The organism is Levilactobacillus namurensis, assembly GCF_032197885.1.
In the GTDB taxonomy this organism is placed as follows: Bacteria; Bacillota; Bacilli; order Lactobacillales; family Lactobacillaceae; genus Levilactobacillus; species Levilactobacillus namurensis_A.
Genome location: NZ_CP134159.1, coordinates 716,981 through 735,540, shown reverse-complemented (window position 1 = coordinate 735,540; position 18,560 = coordinate 716,981). Strand labels below are relative to the sequence as shown.

Sequence of the window (18,560 nt, the reverse complement as noted above, 5' to 3'; positions counted from 1 at the left end):
TTCGCCACAATCTTTTCGTTTCTTGATTTAAATCAAGGAATCTAGCTTTCATCACTAGTACCCTTTAATATGGATTAACTAATCAGAACAATCCATAACGTCCTATGAAAGCGCTAGCTTAACCGCTTAATTTGTAATTTAAGGGCCTCTCCCGCCATTTATTTACAAAAAGTTAGCGACTTTTACTGGACTTATCACGCGATTATTCTGTATACTAGGCAACACGTTTTTGTTCAATTTTACACAACCAAATATCACCCGATAAGGAGGATGCTCAATGTCTACCCGGAATACCGCGGCTGAAAAGCTGCTTTTACAAATGGTCGACGATTACACGGCACGGGAGGTCGCCCCGCTCGACATGGCCATTGACCCCGCGCAAGACTACCCAGAAGGTTTCATGAAGAAGTTAACGGAGACTGGTTTCTTAGGCCTCATGCTGCCCCAAGAATTTGGTGGCGCTGAATTCGGTCCCGAAGTGACGGCCACCGTTCTGAACCACCTAGCTCGCGGCAACGCCAGCACGGCCGTTACCCTCGAAGGTCACTTCAAGACCATCGATCAGATCCTGAAGTTCGGCACGCCCGCCCTTAAGCAAGCCCTCTTGCCTTCCGCTAACCAGCGAATCTTCGCCTTTTCTATGACCGAAGCTAGCGGTGGCTCGAACCCGATGGGCATCAGCTCAACGGCGACCCGGGAAGGCGACCACTGGGTCATCAACGGGGATAAGATCATGATTACTAACGGCGGGCTCGCCCAGGTCTACTGCGTGCTGGTCAAGACCGCTCCGGACCAACTCTCCGTCTTCGTGGTCGACCAAGACATGCCGGGCTTCTCCTTCGGTAAACGGGAAGACTTCATCGGCTTACGGGGAACGCCCGTGGGTGAAATCGTGATGGACCACATCATCGTCGACGACGACCACTTATTGGGGCACCTGGGTGACGGCGGCCTGATTGGGGACTCCGCCCACGACGACGCCCGGATCCTAATGGGCGCGGTCCTGACCGGCATTATGGAACACGAATTGAAGATCGCTACCGACTACGCCAAGGAGCGGAAGGCCGGCGACAAGCCGTTGACCGAACTCCAGGTCACCCACCGCAAGGTCGCCGATATCGCGATGCGCAAGGAGACCACCAAGCTCTTATACCAACGGGCCGCCCAATTAAAGGCCGCTGGTCAACCTTACAGTGAGGAGGCCGCTATGGCTAAGGCCCACGGCTCCCGTGCGGCCGTGGCTGCCGGCGACGACGCCCTACAGATCTTAGCTGGTTACGGCTACAGTCGCGAATATCCCGTTGAACACTTGATCCGGGATGCCCGGGCGATGGAAATCGCCGAAGGGACCGTCGAAAAGATGCGTTCCGCCATCGCCACTGCCGAATTTCAGAAATAGGAGGTCTTCCCTTTGAAAATTGTTGTCTGCATCAAACAAGTTCCCGAAACCAACGACGTCACCATCGACCCTAAGACCCACAACTTGGATCGACGGGGCTTGGCTGGCGTGATGAACCCCTTCGATAAGAACGCCGTTGAACAAGCCTTACAGTTCAAGGCAACCACCGACGCCCAAGTGGTCCTCCTAAGTATGGGACCCGACGACTACGCCCAATCCCTGCGTGAAGGGATGGCCATGGGCGCCGATTCCGGTGTGCTGCTCTCCGACCGGGCCTTCGCCGGAGCCGACACCCTCGCGACCGGATACGTGATCGCCAAAGCCATCGAAAAAATCGGTGACGTGGACCTGGTCATCTTCGGTCGTCAGGCCGTCGATGCCGATACCGGGCAAGTGGGCCCCATCGTCGCTGAATTCTTGCAACAACCTCAGATTACTTACGCAGCCACGTTACGGTTGAGCGGCCCCAACGAAGTGACCGCCGAACGGCTGCTGGAAGATACCAAGCAAACCCTAGTCGCCCAATTGCCTGCCGTGGTCAGCGTTCGTAGTGAGCTCAACACGCCCCGCTACCCAACGCCCCGCAATATTCAACTGAGCTTCGAAAAGCCCCTGACAATCTGGCACCACGATGACTTAGACCTCGACGACAGTCGGTTAGGTCAAGCAGGGTCGCCAACCATCGTTACCAAGGTCTACGCCCCTAAGCCGGTCAAGCGGGAACTGACGCCACTGACTGGGACGCCTCAAGAAGCCGCTAGTCAACTGATCAAGGCCCTCAAGGACCGTCAATTACTTTAAGGAGGAACCGTTAATGTCTAAACCAGAACTCTGGGTCGTGGCTGAACGTCGCTTAGACCACATCGAACCCACTACGCAACAACTCATTACAAAAGCTAACCAATTAGCCGGTGACCGGTTCCACGTGGTTGCCGTCCTCTTGGAAGCCACGACTGACCACCTCGAAGATGAACTGACCACTTACGGTCCCGACGAGATTCGGGTGGTCCGCGACGACCGCTTCCCAACGGCCACTGACGCCGAATTAGCGGACGCCTTAAAGCAGTTGGTCGATGCGGCCCAGCCCAACACGGTCTTATTTGGCGCCACCATCACTGGTCGGTCCATCGCGCCGCGGCTACAGGCTAAGTTACAGACGGGACTGACCGCCGATTGCCTGGACCTGCGTTTCGATGACGACACCCTGGTGGCCACCAAGCCATCCTACGGGGACAACATCATGTGTGAGATTATTTGTCCTGACCGGCGGCCCCAGATGGCAACGGTGCGGCCTAACACTTTCGTGGCCCAACCCACACCCAACGGGGCTGAGCTGACCACGGCTAAGGTCGCCTTCCACCCCGTTACCCGCCTGCACGTGACCACTGCGACGCCCGTCGTTAACACGGCTACGACTGTGGGGGACGCGAGTCGCGTGGTCGCTTTAGGCCGTGGTGCAGCCAGTGCCGCCACCATCGACGCCGCCACCCAATTGGCCGAACGACTAGGCGGACGCATCGGTGTCTCCCGGCCGTTGACCGACCAGGACCGGTTCACCCACGACGACCAGATCGGTCAAAGTGGGAACACCATTCACCCCGACTTGATCCTAAACTTCGGGATTAGTGGCGCCGTGCAATACCTGGTGGGGATGCAGGACGCCCAGACCATCGTGTCCGTTAACAGTGACCCGAACGCCCCAATCTTCGCCGCTTCCGATTACGGCTACGTGGGAGACGCCCAAGCCTTTATGACGGCTTTACTGGGCCAGTTCGCTTAATCTTCATTCACAACAAATTTAAACGCTGGGGTAAAATCTAACCCACTCGTAAAGGGCACATCTTCAATTGAAGATGTGCCCTTTACGCTACCTGGCTAAGAACGTTTCAGTTGTCCTTCTGCTTTTTAGACCCCCCTAAACTTGAGTAATCCAAACAACGCCACCATATCGAAGGTCAATAAAGACCCCCAAGAAATATTTAGTGATAAGACGTTGGCAACCACTGAGAAAATTGCAGGCCCCGGCGGAATCGTTGCTTGAATAATCGTGTAAAAGGCCCCCTAATCAACCCAATCATATTATCGGGTAATTTGGTGACCATCACCAATTGGACCGGCGGATTAAGGACCCCTAACAAAAGCGAAGAAACAGCGATTAGGACTAGTAAAAAATATCTATCCTTTAAAGGTATCCAAAGACCGTAAATCCCGTATCGGAAACCGTAATTCACTATTTCGTATGAAGAACGCCCCTCCTCACTTGCTTCACCAAAATAGACACGACCAATATCACTGGCCCCAGCAACATAAAAACTACTGAAATCAAAAGATGCTCACAAAACAAATAGATTGGATTCAAAATATCATCCGTACTCTGCGTATTTCCTGACTGATACGCCCAAGGATTAACCGTTACACCGTTCGAGGTCCATCTTCTATCCTTGTGACTTTGCCGCATATCATCCTGATGGGCAGCTAATGCAGCGGTCTTATATGAAGTCATCCCCGCATCATTTTTAACATATAATTTCGAAAAACGTTCTCGTAATACGGGGAACAACAGCCAGCTAATAATCAGCCATCCCGTAAAGAAGGTTACTGGAATCACCCAATGAGAGCCATCCCTTCGAATATTCCATAAGAAAATTAGCAATAAAGCTAACGTCCCTCGTATTAAATTAACAAAGTATCGTCTCAATCTTCTCACATGAGCACCTCCTCTAAGGCCTTAAATCGTTGGCAATTTGCTCTCGATAGCTTAAACTATAGTTTTATTAGATTTTAATGTCAACACACTACATCAAATTAAAATTATCTGTCATTTAGATGAGTAAGTGTTCGACTTTAAAGTGCTGCATTCTTAAATTCCGCCTAAAATCATACCGTTATTCACCATTTAGCATGAATTTACAGCTTTACGAGTTTAAAACTCTAGACGCTACAAAATGAGAAAAAGATTATAATTAAATTAAAATAGCCATTGCGAAAAAATTTGCTTAAAAGATTCAACGTCCGGGGTATTAACGCGTTAACTCAGCCTAAACGTAAAGGCATAGAAGCACCTTCACAGGTAACTTCTATGCCTTTACGTTTAGGATATTTATGCCTAGTGACTAAAATCGTTAATGACCACGCTCCGCCACGTGCAGGAGCTGGCCCCGAATATAGCGCCAGGTCTCCGGATCGGCGGTGTCGATGGTCGGGGGAAAGAAGCGTTGTAAGTCGTGCTGGATAAACGCTTCATTGGCTTGTAGCCAAGCCTCTTCCGTACTAGGATCTTGAAAATGGGCCACGTAGGCCGGGTCGTCGATCTGCAAAAGAATATGCAAAATCAAATCTTGATCTTGGGTCGATAGGTAAGCCATGGTGCGCCCCCCTTTTTACTAGTGGTGCATCAAGACATCTAAGAGTTCCTTGGCCGACTCGTTCAACTTGTCTTGGGACTTGTCGTTGCCTAAGTGCGTGTAGATTTCGCCCACATAGACCTGGTCCTTAAAGAGTTGGTCAAAGACCGCGTCAATGATTGGTCGGGTCGCCGCCTCTTCTTGAACGGGACCAAACGGGTTGGCGAAGAAGGTGGTACTCATCCCCACTTCATCCGTAGTCCCCAGTGCCTTACGCTTGCCGGCAATGAACGTCGCTTTGGCTGCGGCCTGGTCCGTGAACTGGTGAATTCCCACCGCATCATCGTAGTTGTTCGCGTAGACCCACATATCGATCTCGTGATGGGCCACGACCCGTTTCCAGGTATTGGCCGGGATGATGACCCGCGCATTCTTCTGTTCCGGGTTCATGTAGATCCCCCGGTCCATGTTATTAAAGGCCACTTCACTACTCAAATCATCCAACCGAACGAAGGCCCCCGTTTCAGTGCCTTGCGCATAGATGCCTTGGCCGCCCGGCTGTAACGTGAAGCTGCCCATGTCATCAAAAATCGTTTCAATATTGGCAATCTTTTCGTCAGCCACCGTCTGTAGGGCCTCGATGGATTCCGACTTCCCCGCTCCGGAGTCGCCGAAGAAGACCACCGTCTTCTCCACCCCGTTAGCGAAGGTGATCTTGACCATGGACCCGTGAATCGGCAAGCGTCCTTGGTCGATCTGATGCAAGTTGTGCAACGTCAGGCAGATCTTCTTCATGTACCCGAAGTACGTGGTCTGATCATTGTACGGAACCTGACCCACATATAACTGGTTGGCGGCATCATAGTAATAATGCCCGTTCTCGGGATCGGTATCGCCTTGCGCACTGGGAGACCCGAACAGCAGAATCAGGTCCGGCTTTTTCCCGGTTACTTCAGACTCATCAGCTAGCTGGAACAAGTTGGCCAAAGCTAACCCCGATGCCAGGTAATCCCGGTGGAAGTACAGGTAAGCCAAGCTGGTCCCAATCTTGGCGGGGTAGCAGTACCAGTCACGCGCATCCCCGGTAAAGTTGGTCAGCGGGTTGACCTGACTGGCCGTGAAACGACCCTTACGCTTATTACTCTTGGTGTGCAACATCATTGGTGGCCGTAACATCAAGCGGGTCAAGAAGCGGATGTTGCCTAACGCTTCGTACCCCGCCGGCATCGGCCAAGCCAACTTTTGCAAGAGGACACAGGCGCTCGAAGCGGCACTGGTCTGCCGGTAAACGTGGTTGGCGTGGCCTTGCAGCTTCTCTTCAATTGTCCGGTATAACCGAATCACTAACTCGTTGAAGTGCTGGTCGATGGTCATGAACTCGGCTGAGACCACGTCGTTATGTTGCGTTGACATCGTGGCTACCCGGAGATAGGACCGGTAGTACGAGTACAGGTCTTCGATACTAGCCAGAATCTCAGCAGCCGGATAACGGTCATAGACGTTGGGCTGATTGGTCAAGATTCCCTTCAGCGTTGCGACATAGGTCGTTGCGTCGACCCGGTTAAAGGTGGTAGCGGGATCGGCGTCCTCGGGAACTCGCGTCTGTTGTTCATCCAAGAAAAGTTTGATAAATGCGGCCAGCTCATCGCTATTGACCAGATCAAAGATACTGGTAATAAACCGTGCGTTGTAATTCAGCACGGCAACACTTCGGTCTGGGTTTGCGTAAAACGCTGGTAAATCAATTGCTGCTGGTTCTGTCATAGAAAAGCCCCTCTCTTATCGTTTCCTTGTCATGATTTTAGCCCATTTCGCCGTCAGATGAAAGCGACTTCTCACTGCGTTGACTGCTGGAAAAGTGTAAACAGGTCCCGGAGCACTTCTCGGTGGGGATTATCGGTCCGATAACTGGCCGAGATGACCCGTAAATCAGCCGGAATCGTGACCGCTAACTTCTTCACATCAAAGGCTGCCAAATATAATGTATCGGCCACCAATCCCACATCTTGGGAGGCTTGCACCATCCCCGCAATCGATAATTCGTCGGGATACACTGCCGTGACGTCTAAGGGGTGGGGTAAGTCAGCTTCCGCTAAGATTCGCTGGACCTTCTGACCAATCAAGAGTTGGGGGTCATACGTCAACACGTGCTGAGACGCTAGATCTGCTAAGGTCACCGTCGTCCTTTGGGCCAACGGATGATTGGGCGCTACGATCACGATGAAGGCTTGCTTTAAGAGGGGCAGGTCGTGGTATCCCGAATGGTGCTTGTCGGTCGCCGCAATCCCCAAATCATAGGTTCCCGCCTGCAACCCCTGCTGAACGGCTTCACTAGGGACGCTGTGGAGCTCGAAGCGTACCTGACCGGTCCGTTGTACTTCAAACTGATGTAAAACCCGGGGTAAGTAGGTCCCAATCACGGTGGGAATACACCCCACCCGGAGCGTAATCGGTTGGTGGGCCTGTTGGGCTTGCAAGTCAGCAATCCCCGTGTCTAACCCATGCAGGCTCTGGGTTACCACCTTTAACAGCTGTTGTCCCGTCGCCGTCAGGGTCACGTGCCGCCCCTGCTTACGAAACAAGACCAGTTGCAATTCCTCTTCCAGCCGTGCCATGGCCTTACTAAGACTCGGCTGACTCACGCGTAACCTTGCGGCGGCCTGGGTGTAATTCTCCAGCTGACCGATACAGACAAAATAACGTAATTGGTTTAAATTCACGGGTGGATCCCCCCTATTGGCTTTTCGATAACTGATAGCTTCAGGCTATAGATATTTCCAAATCAGTATTGGTTTTTAGCTTAAGTCTAGCCTACCATAATCTGTGAAGAGAGCGCTTTCTCATTGGAATAAATCTTGTCAATTCAATTAGGTGGTGCATTTTATATGGAAACAACTCATCTCCCGACTCAAGTCTCCGGTCAACGGCGCTTAGTCTTTACCGCAGCGTTTATCATCATCTTCTGTTGCTCGGCTTCGGCCGCCTTTTCGGTCTTCGCCAATACTCTGGTTCAAGCCACTGGCGCAACGGCTTCCCAAGTTGCCCTGACCTTGACCATTTATCAATTCTTTATGGCCGCTTTTGGTATTATTTCCGGTCGGATTATCGACCACTCTTCCCCTAAAAAACTCATGTACGTTGGCGGTGCCATCTTTGGCCTGGGATGGTTCCTGGGGGCCTTCGCCCACAGCCTCTGGTTTCTGTATTTTTCCATCGGTATCCTAGCGGGAACTGGGAACGGGCTACTCTATAACCCCGCTTTGCTGACCACCCTGAAGTGGTTTCCCGAAAAACGGGGAACGATTTCTGGATTGCTCCTCGGAGCCGCTTCCTTAGGACCACTGGTCTTAGCCAAAGCCGGCGCCTGGCTCTGCGCAACTATGGGCGCCGCCGGCCTCATGACAATCGGCGCCACTTACTTAGTCTTGGTCTGGTTAGTCGGCTGGCTGATGGCTTCACCCGAGACGCCAACCACAACTACAACCGAACCCGCACAGACTGGGAAATCTCCTAAAGAAATGATGCGGTCCCTGACCTTCTGGTTACTTCTTGCGTTGTTCGCTATCGCGTGCACGGCCGGCATCATGTTGATTGGGTCCCTCTCAGCGATTGCCCAAGTTCAGTTGGCGCTAACCCCCATCGTGGCGGCTAACTTCGTGGTGGTCAACACCTTAGCCAACTTCTTTGGCCGCATGATTACCGGTCGGGCCGTCGACCATTTAGGCGAGACCAAGACCCTCTTCCTCATCCTCTGCCTAACCATCATCGGCTTGGCGGGGCTACGTTTGGCTACCGGGATCGCCCTGTTCACGGTCTTTCTGATCATCTTAGGCGCATCCTTTGGCGGGGTCTTGGTGGTCTTCCCGACCTTGACCGGCAAAACCTTTGGCGCTAAGTTCTCTGGGACCAATTATGGCATCATGTTCTTTGGCTACGCCATTGGGGCGCTGATTGGTCCCCAGATTGCCACACTTACCATGCACGCCAACGCCGGCGCGCACGCCTATTATGGCTCCTATCTGGTCGCAATCGGTGTCGCAGTGGTCGGTATCCTAATCGACCTTTACCTAATGCATCAAGGGATTGGTCGGCACACTGAAAATGGAGGTCATTAACTTATGGAAATTGATGGACATACTAAATTAGTGGGCCTCATCGCCCACCCGGCTGGCCATTCTAAATCGCCAGCCCTGCACAACACCGCTTTTGATGCGGCAAAACTCAACGCACGCTTCTTGGCCTTTGACGTGGAACCCGACCAATTGGCCGCTGCCGTCCAAGCCATCCGCGCTTTCAAGATGTTAGGCGCCAGTGTCTCCATGCCCTTCAAACAGGCTGTGATTCCGCTCCTCGACCATCTTGATCAGACGGCGAAATTAGTGGGCGCTGTCAACACTATCGTCAACCACGATGGCCGCTTAACCGGCTACACCACCGACGGTATCGGCTTCGTAGATTCATTGGCCGACAATCAGGTTGACTTGACCGGCACGACCATGACCCTAGCTGGGATTGGCGGTGCGGGGACCCCCATTGCCATCCAAGCAGCTCTAGCCGGGGTCCAGACCCTCAACGTCTTCAATATCAACGACCCCTCCGTCGCCAACGCGAAACACATCGTCCAGGTCATTAATGACCAGACGGCTTGTCACGCCACCTTCTACCCACTAGAAGACCGGGACCAATTCCAAGCCGCCATCGCTGAATCGGACATTTACGCGGACGCGACCGGCCTAGGCATGGGGAAGTTGATCGACCAGACGTTAGTCGATGACCCCACTTGGTTCCACCCAAACATGACCGTCTTCGATACCGTCTACGCCCCCGCCACGACCAAGTTGATGACCGTGGCCCAACACGCTCAGGTCGCCCACATCATCAACGGACAAGGCATGCTCCATAATCAAGGAGCCGCCGCCTTCAAGCTCTGGACCGGCGTACCGATGCCTTAAGTTACGAATCATAAACCAGAAAGGAAGTTCTCTAAAATGGCAGCTGATTGGTTGGAATTAAAAGATAAGGTCTGCGTGGTTACCGGCGCTATTGGGGGAATGGGAGCCAAAATCTGTGAAGCCCTCGCCGCCCACCAAGCTACCGTGGTCGCGTTGGATCAAGACCCTGACAAAACGGCAGAACTGGTCACCAAATTGATGAACGACGACCACATCGCCGCACTGGCGATCAATTGCGACGTCACCAAGGAAAGTAGCGTCCAACAAGCCGTTCAACAAGTCCAAGCCACCTTTGGCCGGGTCGACGTGGTCATCAATACGGCCGGCATCCTTAAGTTCGACCCCCTCGAAGACCTCGACTACGCGACCTGGAAACAAGTCTTAGACGTGAACCTCAACGGCTACTACCTCATCACCCATGAGTTCGGTAAACTGATGATCCAACAACAACACGGTACCTTCGTCCATATCTCAACGGTGGCCAGTGACATCCCCGAAACTTACAGTGGCGCTTACAGTACCAGTAAGGCCGGGGTGAACATGCTCTCCAAGCAGGTCGCCGCTGAATGGGGGATGTTCGGCATCCGGAGTAATGTCCTCGAACCTTGCCTGGTCAAGACACCGATGTCCGCTGCCTTCTACGCCGACCCGGCCGTGGAAAACGGGCGGAAGGCCCTGACCGCCAGCAAGCGCATTGGCACCACGGATGATATCGCCAACGCCATCTTATTCCTAGCTAGTGACCGGTCCAGTTACGTAAACGCCACGAGTCTCGCCATCGACGGTGGTTTCAGCGTGATGATGCAGAACCAGATCCCTAAGCCCGGTGGCCGGCGCGGTTTCGCAGAGACTCACTGATTTCACTGTTTCATCAGGACCTAAAAAATCACCACTAAACGCAGACAACGATAGCGCTTAGTGGTGATTTTGCGTGATTAAAGATTTAAGCTTGAGACTTGGTCTTCCGACCATCCCGCAACATCGCCGCAAAGATAAAGCCGACAATGGACACGGCTAAAAACGTGATGAAGACGGCCCGATACCCGGCTAACCGCGCAGCCATACTGCCCAAGGACAGGTGGCTCTGGGTCACCATGGCCAGAATCAACGTGGCCACCGCAACCCCGGTAGACCCGGCAATTTGCCGGACCGTGGTGATCACGGCTGTTCCGTGGGGAATCAGATGATCCGGTAAGGAGTTGGCCCCCAACGTGACCGCCGGCATCATCACGAAGGCGTTCCCGCCTTCAATCAGCGCAGCAATCAGAATCATGATGACTAGTGGCTGCTTCCCGCCAATCCCGGCCAGCAACGCCCAGCCTAGGACGATCATGCCCATCCCGGTGAGCATGGTGGCCTTGAAGCCAATCTTATCCGCCAACCGCCCCGTTAACGGGTTCAACAGGCTTAAGAGGATGGCCCCGGGAACCAACGACATCCCGGACGCAAAGGGTGATAGGCCCAGCACCGTCTGGTAGTACAACGGGAAGATAATCGTGACCACAATCAACGCGATGTACGACGTCCCCGTTAAGAGGGCGGCTAAGTCAAAGTTAAACGTCTTGAGGACCCGCAACTCCAAGAGCGGTTCCGCCACGTGAAATTGCCGCCAAACAAAGTAAGCCACTAGGAGTAAGCTGACCACTAAGATTGTGCCTTCTAGGCCCCAGTTGACTCCCGTCTTACCAATCTGGTTGATGACATAGAGAATCCCGATAAAACCTAGGCTTCCAATCACGGACAGGTAATCCAGGCGCGACGTCTTTTGCGGCATCACGTTCTTAATGGTCTTCCAGGCCACCAAGAACACGACCGTAATAATGGCCATGAAGACTACGAACAGTCCCTGCCAGGTGGTGTAGCGCAACACGATTCCCGAGATGATCGGTCCCACGGCTAATGCGGAACCCATGACCAGCCCGGCGAGGCCCATCACGCCACCCCGTTTTTCCTCCGGTGTGATCTGTAGCATCACGGATTGATACGACGGGAACATGACCCCGACAGCCATGGCTTCCATGACCCGGCCGACCATCATCGTGGGGAAACTCGTGGCTAAGTAAATAATAAACGTCCCGACGTCGAATAAGGCCAACATACTGATAAATAGCACCGGAAACCGTAAATTATTCAACAACCACGGACTAACCGGCATCATGACCACCATCACCAACATGAACCCGGTGGTCAACCATTGAATCGTTGAGGCGGGAACGCCAAAGTACTTCATCAACGTGGGATAAGCCGTTGACAATGACGATTGACTGATCGACATGGTGAAGGTCCCCGCCAGTAAGGTCCAAATAAACGCCATCCGATGGTACGGTCGACCCTGTAAGTCGACTGATTGTTCGTTCATCTAATCCACTCCCTCAAATATCTCTCCCATTTAGAAACATTCTTAACTGGTATCCATGCTACCGCTTTTTAAGTAACCTGTAAACACATTGACCCCGCACCAATCAAGTTACTTATCACGCAATCTCTGGTACAATGAATCTAACGCCAACGGTCGTTTGCGGGCCGTTCGTAACACTAACGAAGATGGGGGCAAATCATGGATTTAGTCGCGTATTTAAAGGATGAAATTGAGTTTCTGACCGACCAGATGAAGCAGGCGGAAGCGGACCACAACAGTTCCATGCGCTTCCTGTGTGATTCCCGAATTGAAGAGGCCAAGCACATCTTAAAACAGATCGACGCCGGCAAGATTACCAAGCTCAAGCCTTAAGGGTCAGACTGAACATCCCCGGTGTTCGGTCTTTTCTTTTACTGACAGCGATGACTGTCCGACTTCTAGGCGGCTAACTTGGGGAACTTTCGGCCCCTAATCAGATAAATTCAACCAGACCATTCGCCGTCTAAGTCATTTAGGTGTAAATTAGTTATGTAAGAACTTTGAAGGAGGAACCACGTTGATAACCATTAAATCACCTCGTGAAATTGAAAAAATGGCCGAATCCGGCGCCGTTTTAGCTGGCGTCCATAAAGGTCTCCGGAAGATCATCAAGCCCGGTATCTCAAGCTGGGAAATCGAAGAATTCGCCAACAAGTACATCGAAGAACACGGTGCCCGCCCCTCTGAAAAGGGTTTTGAAGGTTACAAGTATGCGACCTGCGTCAGCGTCAACGACGAAGTGGCCCACGCCATTCCCCGGCACAACCTGCTCCTAAAGAACGGCGACGTGGTCAAGGTCGACATGACCGTCAACCTCGATGGCTTTGAAAGCGACTCCTGCTGGGCCTACGCTGTAGGGAACATCAGTCCCGAGGCCCAACACTTGATGGACGTGACCCACAAGGCCCTGTACTTGGGAATCGACCAAGCCGTGGTGGGCAACCGCATCGGTGACATCGGCCACGCCATTCAAGACTACGTCGAAGTCCAGAACCACATGGGCGACGTGCGCGAATTGATTGGTCACGGCATCGGCCCGACCATGCACGAACAACCTAACGTGCCCCACTACGGTGAAGCTGGTCATGGCCTGCGGTTACGCGAAGGCATGACCATCACCATCGAACCCATGGTCAACCTGGGCACCTGGGAGATCAAGTCGAAGCCAACGGCGGACAAGTCGTGGGAATACTACGTCTCCGCTGACGGCTCCCTATCTTGCCAATACGAACACACCCTGGTGATCACCAAGGACGGTCCCAAGATTTTGACCTCGCAGGACCCTGAATTCGACGCCAAGTATCTACTCTAGTGAGGAGGGCTTGCCATGTCTCTGACCAATCGCACTCCGGAAAAAACGGTCGCTCAGCTCTTTGACCACATTGCCCCGCAGTATGACCAGATGAACCGCCTGATCAGTCTGGGGACCCACCAGTTCTGGCGTCACCACGTCATGGACGCCATGCAGGTATCCCCCGGTAGCTTTGCCTTGGACCTGTGCTGCGGCACTGGCGACTGGACGATTGCTTTGGCCCAAGCGGCCGGACCGGCCGGCCACGTGGTCGGCTTAGACCTCAGTCGAGAGATGTTAGCCGTGGCGGACCAGAAAGTCCGAGCAACTCATTTGCAGGGGCAAATCGCGTTACATCAAGGTGACGCGATGCACCTCAACTACCCCGACAACACCTTCGACGTGGTCACCATCGGCTTCGGCCTACGCAATGTCCCGGACGCCCAACAGGTCCTGTCCGAGATGGTGCGGGTGGTCAAGCCCGGCGGTCAAGTGGTCTGCCTGGAGACTTCGCAACCCACGAATCCCGTGGTTCACGCGGGCTGGCAACTGTACTTCGGTCACCTGGTTCCCTTGATGGGCCGCGTGGTGGCCCACCATTATCAGGCGTACAATTACCTGCAACGGACCACGCACCAGTTCGTGTCGGCTGAACAACTCGCCGCCATGTTCACCGCCGCTGGATTAACCGCCGTGCACTTCGAGCGGTTCAACCTCGGCGCCGCGGCGGCCCACTTTGGCCGGAAAACCTACTAAGATTTTGACTAAACGAAAGAGCCGTTTTCCAAGTGAAACCCATTTGGAAAACGGCTCTTTGATTCTCTGATTTTCATGTCGGCCTAGCTGTTCATCCGCGAGGCAATGGCTAGTCCCTAAGCTTGCCACCCATGGTGTTCTCTGTCCCAGTCACGTTTCCGACTGGCCGACACATAGGGATTCCCCGCCACCAGGTAACGTAGTGGCCGGTCGTGCCAACTGCCATCACTGACCCCGACCCGAGCGGTCGCTGCGACCTGCTTCGGTCGGCGGGTCATCGTGGGCGTAATCGTCAAGTTCTTGGCGCCCAGCATGGTCCGGTTGAGGGCCTTACTCTGAATCCCTAAAGCCGCCATCAGTTTCCCCGGACCGTTAGTAATCTCCGGATCTGGCTTATCGCGATGTTGCCGCATCAGGTCTAAGCCCTGGTGCGGTTCGATGCCGCGAATCAAGATTCCTTGCGGGGTCCCCGCTGCTTGCGTCGCCACATCGAACATGTAGAACCCGCGCAGGACGTAGATGTAAATCGTCCCCGGCGCATCATAGAGCGCTGCGTTGGCTGCCGTGTGTCGGCCGTTGAACGCGTGGGCCGCGGTATCCTGTTGGCCAAGGTAGGCCTCGGTCTCCACGATCCACCCACTCATGGTTCCCGCCGGTGTGGTATAAACCAATTCGTGGCCCAGCAACTCCTGGGCAATCTGTTCCGTTGGTCGTCCCGTGTAGAACGCCCCAATCTCTTCCGTCATTTAAAAATCCCTCACTTTAATTTGGCACCATCCCCCCACCCTGCTAGAATGGGAAACAGGAGATGATAGCGTTATGGCATTAAAACTCGAACGAATCTACACCAAGCCCGCTGACCTTAAAGGCTACCGGGTCTTAGTTGACCGCTTATGGCCCCGGGGCATTTCCAAAGTCAACGCCCACCTGGATAGCTGGGAAAAAGAAATGGGACCAACCACGGAACTACGTAAATGGTTCAATCACGCCCCCGAAAAGTTCCCGGAATTCAAGACCCGGTACTTAGCCGAAATCAAGGCCAACCCGGCTCTCCCCGACTTTTTGACCCTGCTTAAAACCCAATTGGCCACCCAAGACGTCATCTTACTGTACGGCGCCAAGGATGAAACCCATAATCAAGCGGTGATCCTTAAAGCGTTTCTGTTGACCGCGTTAGCTGACCAAGTACCCGCCGCACAGTTGCAAGACTAAGTTCGGCGGTACTGCTTAGTTGCGCGTCTGCGGCTGGTAACGGGTCACGGTTGAGACCAATCGTGATACAGCCGGCCGCCTTCGCGGCCGCCACCCCCGTCAGGGTGTCTTCTAGCGCCACACAGGCACGCGGATCCGCATCCAGGAGCTGGGCGGCGGCTAGGTAAACGTCGGGGGCGGGCTTCGCCGCGGCTAAGCTCTCCGCCGGCACGATTCGGGAGAAGTAGGCCTGCAACCCCAACCGTTCAATTTCGGCCCGTACGTTGGTCGACGCTGAGGCTAGGGCCAGCGGATAGCCCGCCGCCACCAGTTGGTCCAAGAACGCGGTAATTCCGGGTAAGCGATTGGCAGGCGTCATGGCCGCCACGTATTGGCGGTACAGGGCGTTCTCGTGGTCGGTCACCGCCTGGAACTCGTCCGGCAAGAGCCGCCCGCTTTCCTGAGCCGAAGCCAGAATCGCTTCTAAGGAGGCTTGCCGGCTCATCCCGGGCAAAGCTTGTGCCAACGCCGGCGTCCACGGAATGGCCAGTTCTTCGGCAATCGTCCGCCACGAAGCCAAGTGGTACTGCCACGAGTCCGCGATGACCCCGTGTAGATCGAACAAAAAGCCTTGAACCTTTTCTAGTTGCATACGACCGCCCCCACAATCTTTCTTAGGATGTTCCTATTATACCACCGCCAAAAAGGCTTTCCCGGTCACTGACCAGAAAAGCCTTTTTCACGATTATCGAATCACAATCACGGAAACGTCGGACTTACGGGCTAACCGTAGCCCAATCGCCCCCGGTTTACCGTGACTCGCAAAGTCCACGTCGGCCCCACAGACAATCAGGTCCGGCTGAAAGTCCGGTACAATCTGCTGTAAGATCACGTCGTCGACGTCGCCACCTTCGCTGACAATGGCCCGGACATTCTCAACACCGAATTCCTTAGCCTTGTCAGCGTATTCCTTCACGATATTCTGAAGCTCCGTTCGCTTCTGGTTCAGCTTAGCGGGCATTAAGGATTCGTAGATACTGATGTCATTGTTCTCCAACACGGACGTGATGCCGAGTTCAGCCCCGTAATCACGAGCCATGGTCAGCGCGAAACGAAAGGCCCGCGCGGTCGACGGCCGGTCATCTTCATCAATCGTGATCAAGATTCGGTGGAAAAACAGTGGTCGGTAATTTTCATCTGCCATAAAATTCAATCCCCTCCTGGAGAGCTGCTTGCTGGTCTTCATTATAACAAGTCATGGGGTGAACGCAACCCTCCACCTAACGGTTAAGGGCGGCCATTCATGGATGCGGACACGGCCTGCTAATTTCAAACACACTAAAAGGCGAATACCACAACGGTGCGTTCAATCATTCCAGCTAATCAGGGAATTTCTCAGTATCAAAAATCTGCTGGAACTGGTCGGCATCTTGAATGAGGTCATAGCGATGATTGTGTTGATTATTCCAAGCCATAATTGCCGAAATCTTACCGAAAACAAACCAAACTTGACTGTTGGAGCTATTAACGTCAGCCGTTACCAATTGGAGAATGGCTGTCAAAACCACTTTCTGGAATTCATTATCCGCACGCTGGTGCGCGACTATTTGCCGTCCGAGGTCGGATGTCTCGTTCAAAATCGACCGTAAGAAGTAAAAAGGCTTCGTATTAAATTCGTGAATGGAAAAGCCCGACTGATCAATCATTGTGATCATCATTTGCTCAACTAGGTCGAACTTGTCGCGGTAATGCAGATAAAAAGTGTTGCGGTTAATTAATGCTCGGTTGACAATATCTGTTACTGAAATTTTGCTGAACGGTTTTTCTAGTAATAGGTCGGTCAGCGCCTGTTGAATCTCACGTTGCGTGCGTAGTTTTCTCAAATCCGCCACTTTAACACCACTTTCTAAACACTGTCGCTTTAATAGTCAGTGAAATTCTATTAACCATGGTTTATTCAAATTATGCTGATTATAATTTAGAAAGTCAATCAGGAAAAAGTCGTAATCGCAAAAAAACTATTAAAAATAGAAAGGATAAATCAATATGACTGAAGAATTCATGCAATTTAATAACCACTGGTCATCACAGAAATTTAGTAAAAATATGTTGCAAGACGCCCTGGTTAAACATGTCTTAGGACTAGTCAATTATCGAATGGCTGATATCGGTGAAGTTTTGGAGGTAAACGTTAACCTAAAAGACGGTGATGAACAGACTTGGATCAGAGCCTGGGGGACCATGGCCAATCGTTTGCAGAAACTCGCAGAACAGTACGAACAGACCAACAAAACAGTCAGTGCAAGTAGCGCCTACCTCCGCGCCTCAACATACTGGCGAGTGGCTCTGATGTACTTTAGTGATGTTGCGGATTCACGGATGAAGCAGTATTGTCGCTTTAGTCAAGCTTGCTATGACAAGTCACTGGCACTCTCTGGCTATCCAGGTAAAGCAATTGCGATTCCTTACGAGAATACAACGTTGCCAGGACACTACTTCCAGGCACCGAACGTCAACGGAAAAGCACCACTACTAATCGTCGTCCCTGGCCGTGATACCTGGGCCGACGATACCCGCTGGGTAACTGACGCCGCTATCAAGCGCGGCTTCAACGCTTTAACCTTCGACGGTCCCGGTCAGGGAATGACCCTCCGTCTACAGGGATTGCCATTCCGGCCCGACTTTGAAAATGTTATGAAACCGGTATTGGACTTTGTCGACGGACTATCCGATGTAGATTCATCGCGCATCGGCGTGATGGGAATGAGCTTTGGCGGTTTCCAAGTTCCCCGAGCAGCCGCCGCTGATCATCGCATCAAGGTCTGTATCGCCGATCCTGGTAATATCGCTTGGGGCAAAATGATTGGGCAACGCTTAAGCAAGGTTTTGGCGCTACCTAAGCAGTTACGGCCCGCTATGTTGGACGACATGCTCGACGACTACACCTGGAAGCACGGCTGTTCTGAAAAAGAGTTATTGCAAGAATTAGCTAAATATGACAACAGCGATGTTGTCGCCCAGATTCAGTCCAAGGTCCTCGTATTGAACGGGGCAGCTGAGGTTAATCCGGAAGCTGCCCAGCAATTCTACGACCAACTGACCTGCCCAAAAGATTACCTATTTTTTGATGAAGATTCTACCGCCCAACAACACACACAGATGGGTGGCTATGCCCCGGCAAGTGAGCTTATTTTTAACTGGATTGAGGACAACCTATAAAGGGGGCGCA

20 protein-coding genes are annotated in these 18,560 nt (G+C 52.9%); 11 read left to right on the top strand and 9 right to left on the bottom strand.

From position 1 onward, the window contains the following. Positions 1–277 precede the first annotated feature (277 nt). The 3 genes from RIN67_RS03365 to RIN67_RS03355 are packed head-to-tail and all read left to right on the top strand — an operon-like array spanning position 278 to position 3,179. The gene (locus RIN67_RS03365) at positions 278–1,399 is read left to right on the top strand and encodes an acyl-CoA dehydrogenase family protein (RefSeq protein WP_264999449.1); all 1,122 of its coding nucleotides are present in this window, start codon (positions 278–280) and stop codon (positions 1,397–1,399) included. Between the two features lie 12 nt (positions 1,400–1,411). Next, positions 1,412–2,200, top strand: coding sequence for an electron transfer flavoprotein subunit beta/FixA family protein (locus RIN67_RS03360; protein WP_024746665.1), 789 nt, complete (start codon positions 1,412–1,414; stop codon positions 2,198–2,200). A gap of 13 nt (positions 2,201–2,213) precedes the next feature. After that, the gene (locus tag RIN67_RS03355; protein WP_264999450.1) at positions 2,214–3,179 is read left to right on the top strand and encodes an electron transfer flavoprotein subunit alpha/FixB family protein; all 966 of its coding nucleotides are present in this window, start codon (positions 2,214–2,216) and stop codon (positions 3,177–3,179) included. Between the two features lie 450 nt (positions 3,180–3,629). On the opposite strand, the gene RIN67_RS03350 is transcribed toward RIN67_RS03355, so the two are convergent. From RIN67_RS03350 to RIN67_RS03335, 4 genes are all read right to left on the bottom strand, one after another. Next, positions 3,630–4,106: a hypothetical protein gene (locus tag RIN67_RS03350; RefSeq protein WP_264999451.1), complete on the bottom strand. Its 477-nt coding sequence runs from the start codon at positions 4,104–4,106 to the stop codon at positions 3,630–3,632. A gap of 415 nt (positions 4,107–4,521) precedes the next feature. Next, on the bottom strand, positions 4,522–4,764 hold the full coding sequence (locus tag RIN67_RS03345) for a hypothetical protein (RefSeq protein WP_264999452.1): 243 nt from the start codon (positions 4,762–4,764) through the stop codon (positions 4,522–4,524). An 18-nt stretch (positions 4,765–4,782) separates the two neighbouring features. Then, entirely contained in the window at positions 4,783–6,507 is a 1,725-nt protein-coding gene (locus tag RIN67_RS03340) for a phosphoenolpyruvate carboxykinase (protein WP_264999453.1), read from the bottom strand. Between the two features lie 71 nt (positions 6,508–6,578). Next, complete coding sequence (locus tag RIN67_RS03335) at positions 6,579–7,463, bottom strand: LysR family transcriptional regulator (protein ID WP_313826024.1); 885 nt, start codon at positions 7,461–7,463, stop codon at positions 6,579–6,581. A gap of 165 nt (positions 7,464–7,628) precedes the next feature. Between RIN67_RS03335 and RIN67_RS03330 the strand changes: the two genes are divergently transcribed. From RIN67_RS03330 to RIN67_RS03320, 3 genes are read left to right on the top strand one after another with little or no spacing between them, the layout of a single operon-like run. Continuing rightward, positions 7,629–8,858, top strand: coding sequence for an MFS transporter (locus RIN67_RS03330; protein ID WP_264999455.1), 1,230 nt, complete (start codon positions 7,629–7,631; stop codon positions 8,856–8,858). Positions 8,859–8,861: 3 nt separating this feature from the next. Next, complete coding sequence (locus RIN67_RS03325; protein WP_264999456.1) at positions 8,862–9,695, top strand: quinate/shikimate dehydrogenase; 834 nt, start codon at positions 8,862–8,864, stop codon at positions 9,693–9,695. A 36-nt stretch (positions 9,696–9,731) separates the two neighbouring features. Beyond that, on the top strand, positions 9,732–10,553 hold the full coding sequence (locus RIN67_RS03320) for an SDR family NAD(P)-dependent oxidoreductase (RefSeq protein ID WP_264999457.1): 822 nt from the start codon (positions 9,732–9,734) through the stop codon (positions 10,551–10,553). 85 nt (positions 10,554–10,638) lie between these two features. On the opposite strand, the gene RIN67_RS03315 is transcribed toward RIN67_RS03320, so the two are convergent. Continuing rightward, positions 10,639–12,054, bottom strand: coding sequence for an MFS transporter (locus RIN67_RS03315; protein WP_264999458.1), 1,416 nt, complete (start codon positions 12,052–12,054; stop codon positions 10,639–10,641). 198 nt (positions 12,055–12,252) lie between these two features. Here RIN67_RS03315 and RIN67_RS03310 point away from each other — a divergent pair, with 198 nt between their 5' ends. From RIN67_RS03310 to RIN67_RS03300, 3 genes are all read left to right on the top strand, one after another. Continuing rightward, positions 12,253–12,426, top strand: coding sequence for an ATP-dependent DNA helicase RecQ (locus tag RIN67_RS03310; RefSeq protein WP_146155101.1), 174 nt, complete (start codon positions 12,253–12,255; stop codon positions 12,424–12,426). 184 nt (positions 12,427–12,610) lie between these two features. Next, complete coding sequence (gene map / locus RIN67_RS03305) at positions 12,611–13,405, top strand: type I methionyl aminopeptidase (RefSeq protein ID WP_024746656.1); 795 nt, start codon at positions 12,611–12,613, stop codon at positions 13,403–13,405. Positions 13,406–13,420: 15 nt separating this feature from the next. Continuing rightward, the gene (locus tag RIN67_RS03300) at positions 13,421–14,140 is read left to right on the top strand and encodes a demethylmenaquinone methyltransferase (RefSeq protein WP_264999459.1); all 720 of its coding nucleotides are present in this window, start codon (positions 13,421–13,423) and stop codon (positions 14,138–14,140) included. Between the two features lie 116 nt (positions 14,141–14,256). Here RIN67_RS03300 and RIN67_RS03295 read toward each other — a convergent pair whose 3' ends face one another. Beyond that, entirely contained in the window at positions 14,257–14,886 is a 630-nt protein-coding gene (locus RIN67_RS03295; protein WP_264999460.1) for a DNA-3-methyladenine glycosylase, read from the bottom strand. 73 nt (positions 14,887–14,959) lie between these two features. Between RIN67_RS03295 and RIN67_RS03290 the strand changes: the two genes are divergently transcribed. Beyond that, a complete protein-coding gene (locus tag RIN67_RS03290; RefSeq protein WP_264999461.1) occupies positions 14,960–15,352 on the top strand; it encodes a DUF488 domain-containing protein in 393 nt (130 codons plus the stop codon). On the opposite strand, the gene RIN67_RS03285 is transcribed toward RIN67_RS03290, so the two are convergent. The 3 genes from RIN67_RS03285 to RIN67_RS03275 form a co-directional block, all read right to left on the bottom strand. Next, on the bottom strand, positions 15,291–15,983 hold the full coding sequence (locus RIN67_RS03285) for an HAD-IA family hydrolase (RefSeq protein ID WP_313826025.1): 693 nt from the start codon (positions 15,981–15,983) through the stop codon (positions 15,291–15,293). The two genes, RIN67_RS03290 and RIN67_RS03285, sit on opposite strands and share 62 nt — an antisense overlap. Positions 15,984–16,076: 93 nt before the next feature. Beyond that, positions 16,077–16,535 carry a universal stress protein gene (locus RIN67_RS03280; RefSeq protein ID WP_024746651.1) on the bottom strand — a complete coding sequence of 153 codons (459 nt, stop codon included), beginning with the start codon at positions 16,533–16,535 and terminating at the stop codon, positions 16,077–16,079. A 175-nt stretch (positions 16,536–16,710) separates the two neighbouring features. Continuing rightward, entirely contained in the window at positions 16,711–17,223 is a 513-nt protein-coding gene (locus RIN67_RS03275; RefSeq protein WP_264999463.1) for a TetR/AcrR family transcriptional regulator, read from the bottom strand. 154 nt (positions 17,224–17,377) lie between these two features. Here RIN67_RS03275 and RIN67_RS03270 point away from each other — a divergent pair, with 154 nt between their 5' ends. Continuing rightward, entirely contained in the window at positions 17,378–18,550 is a 1,173-nt protein-coding gene (locus RIN67_RS03270) for an alpha/beta hydrolase family protein (protein ID WP_264999464.1), read from the top strand. The last annotated feature ends 10 nt before the right edge of the window (positions 18,551–18,560 follow it).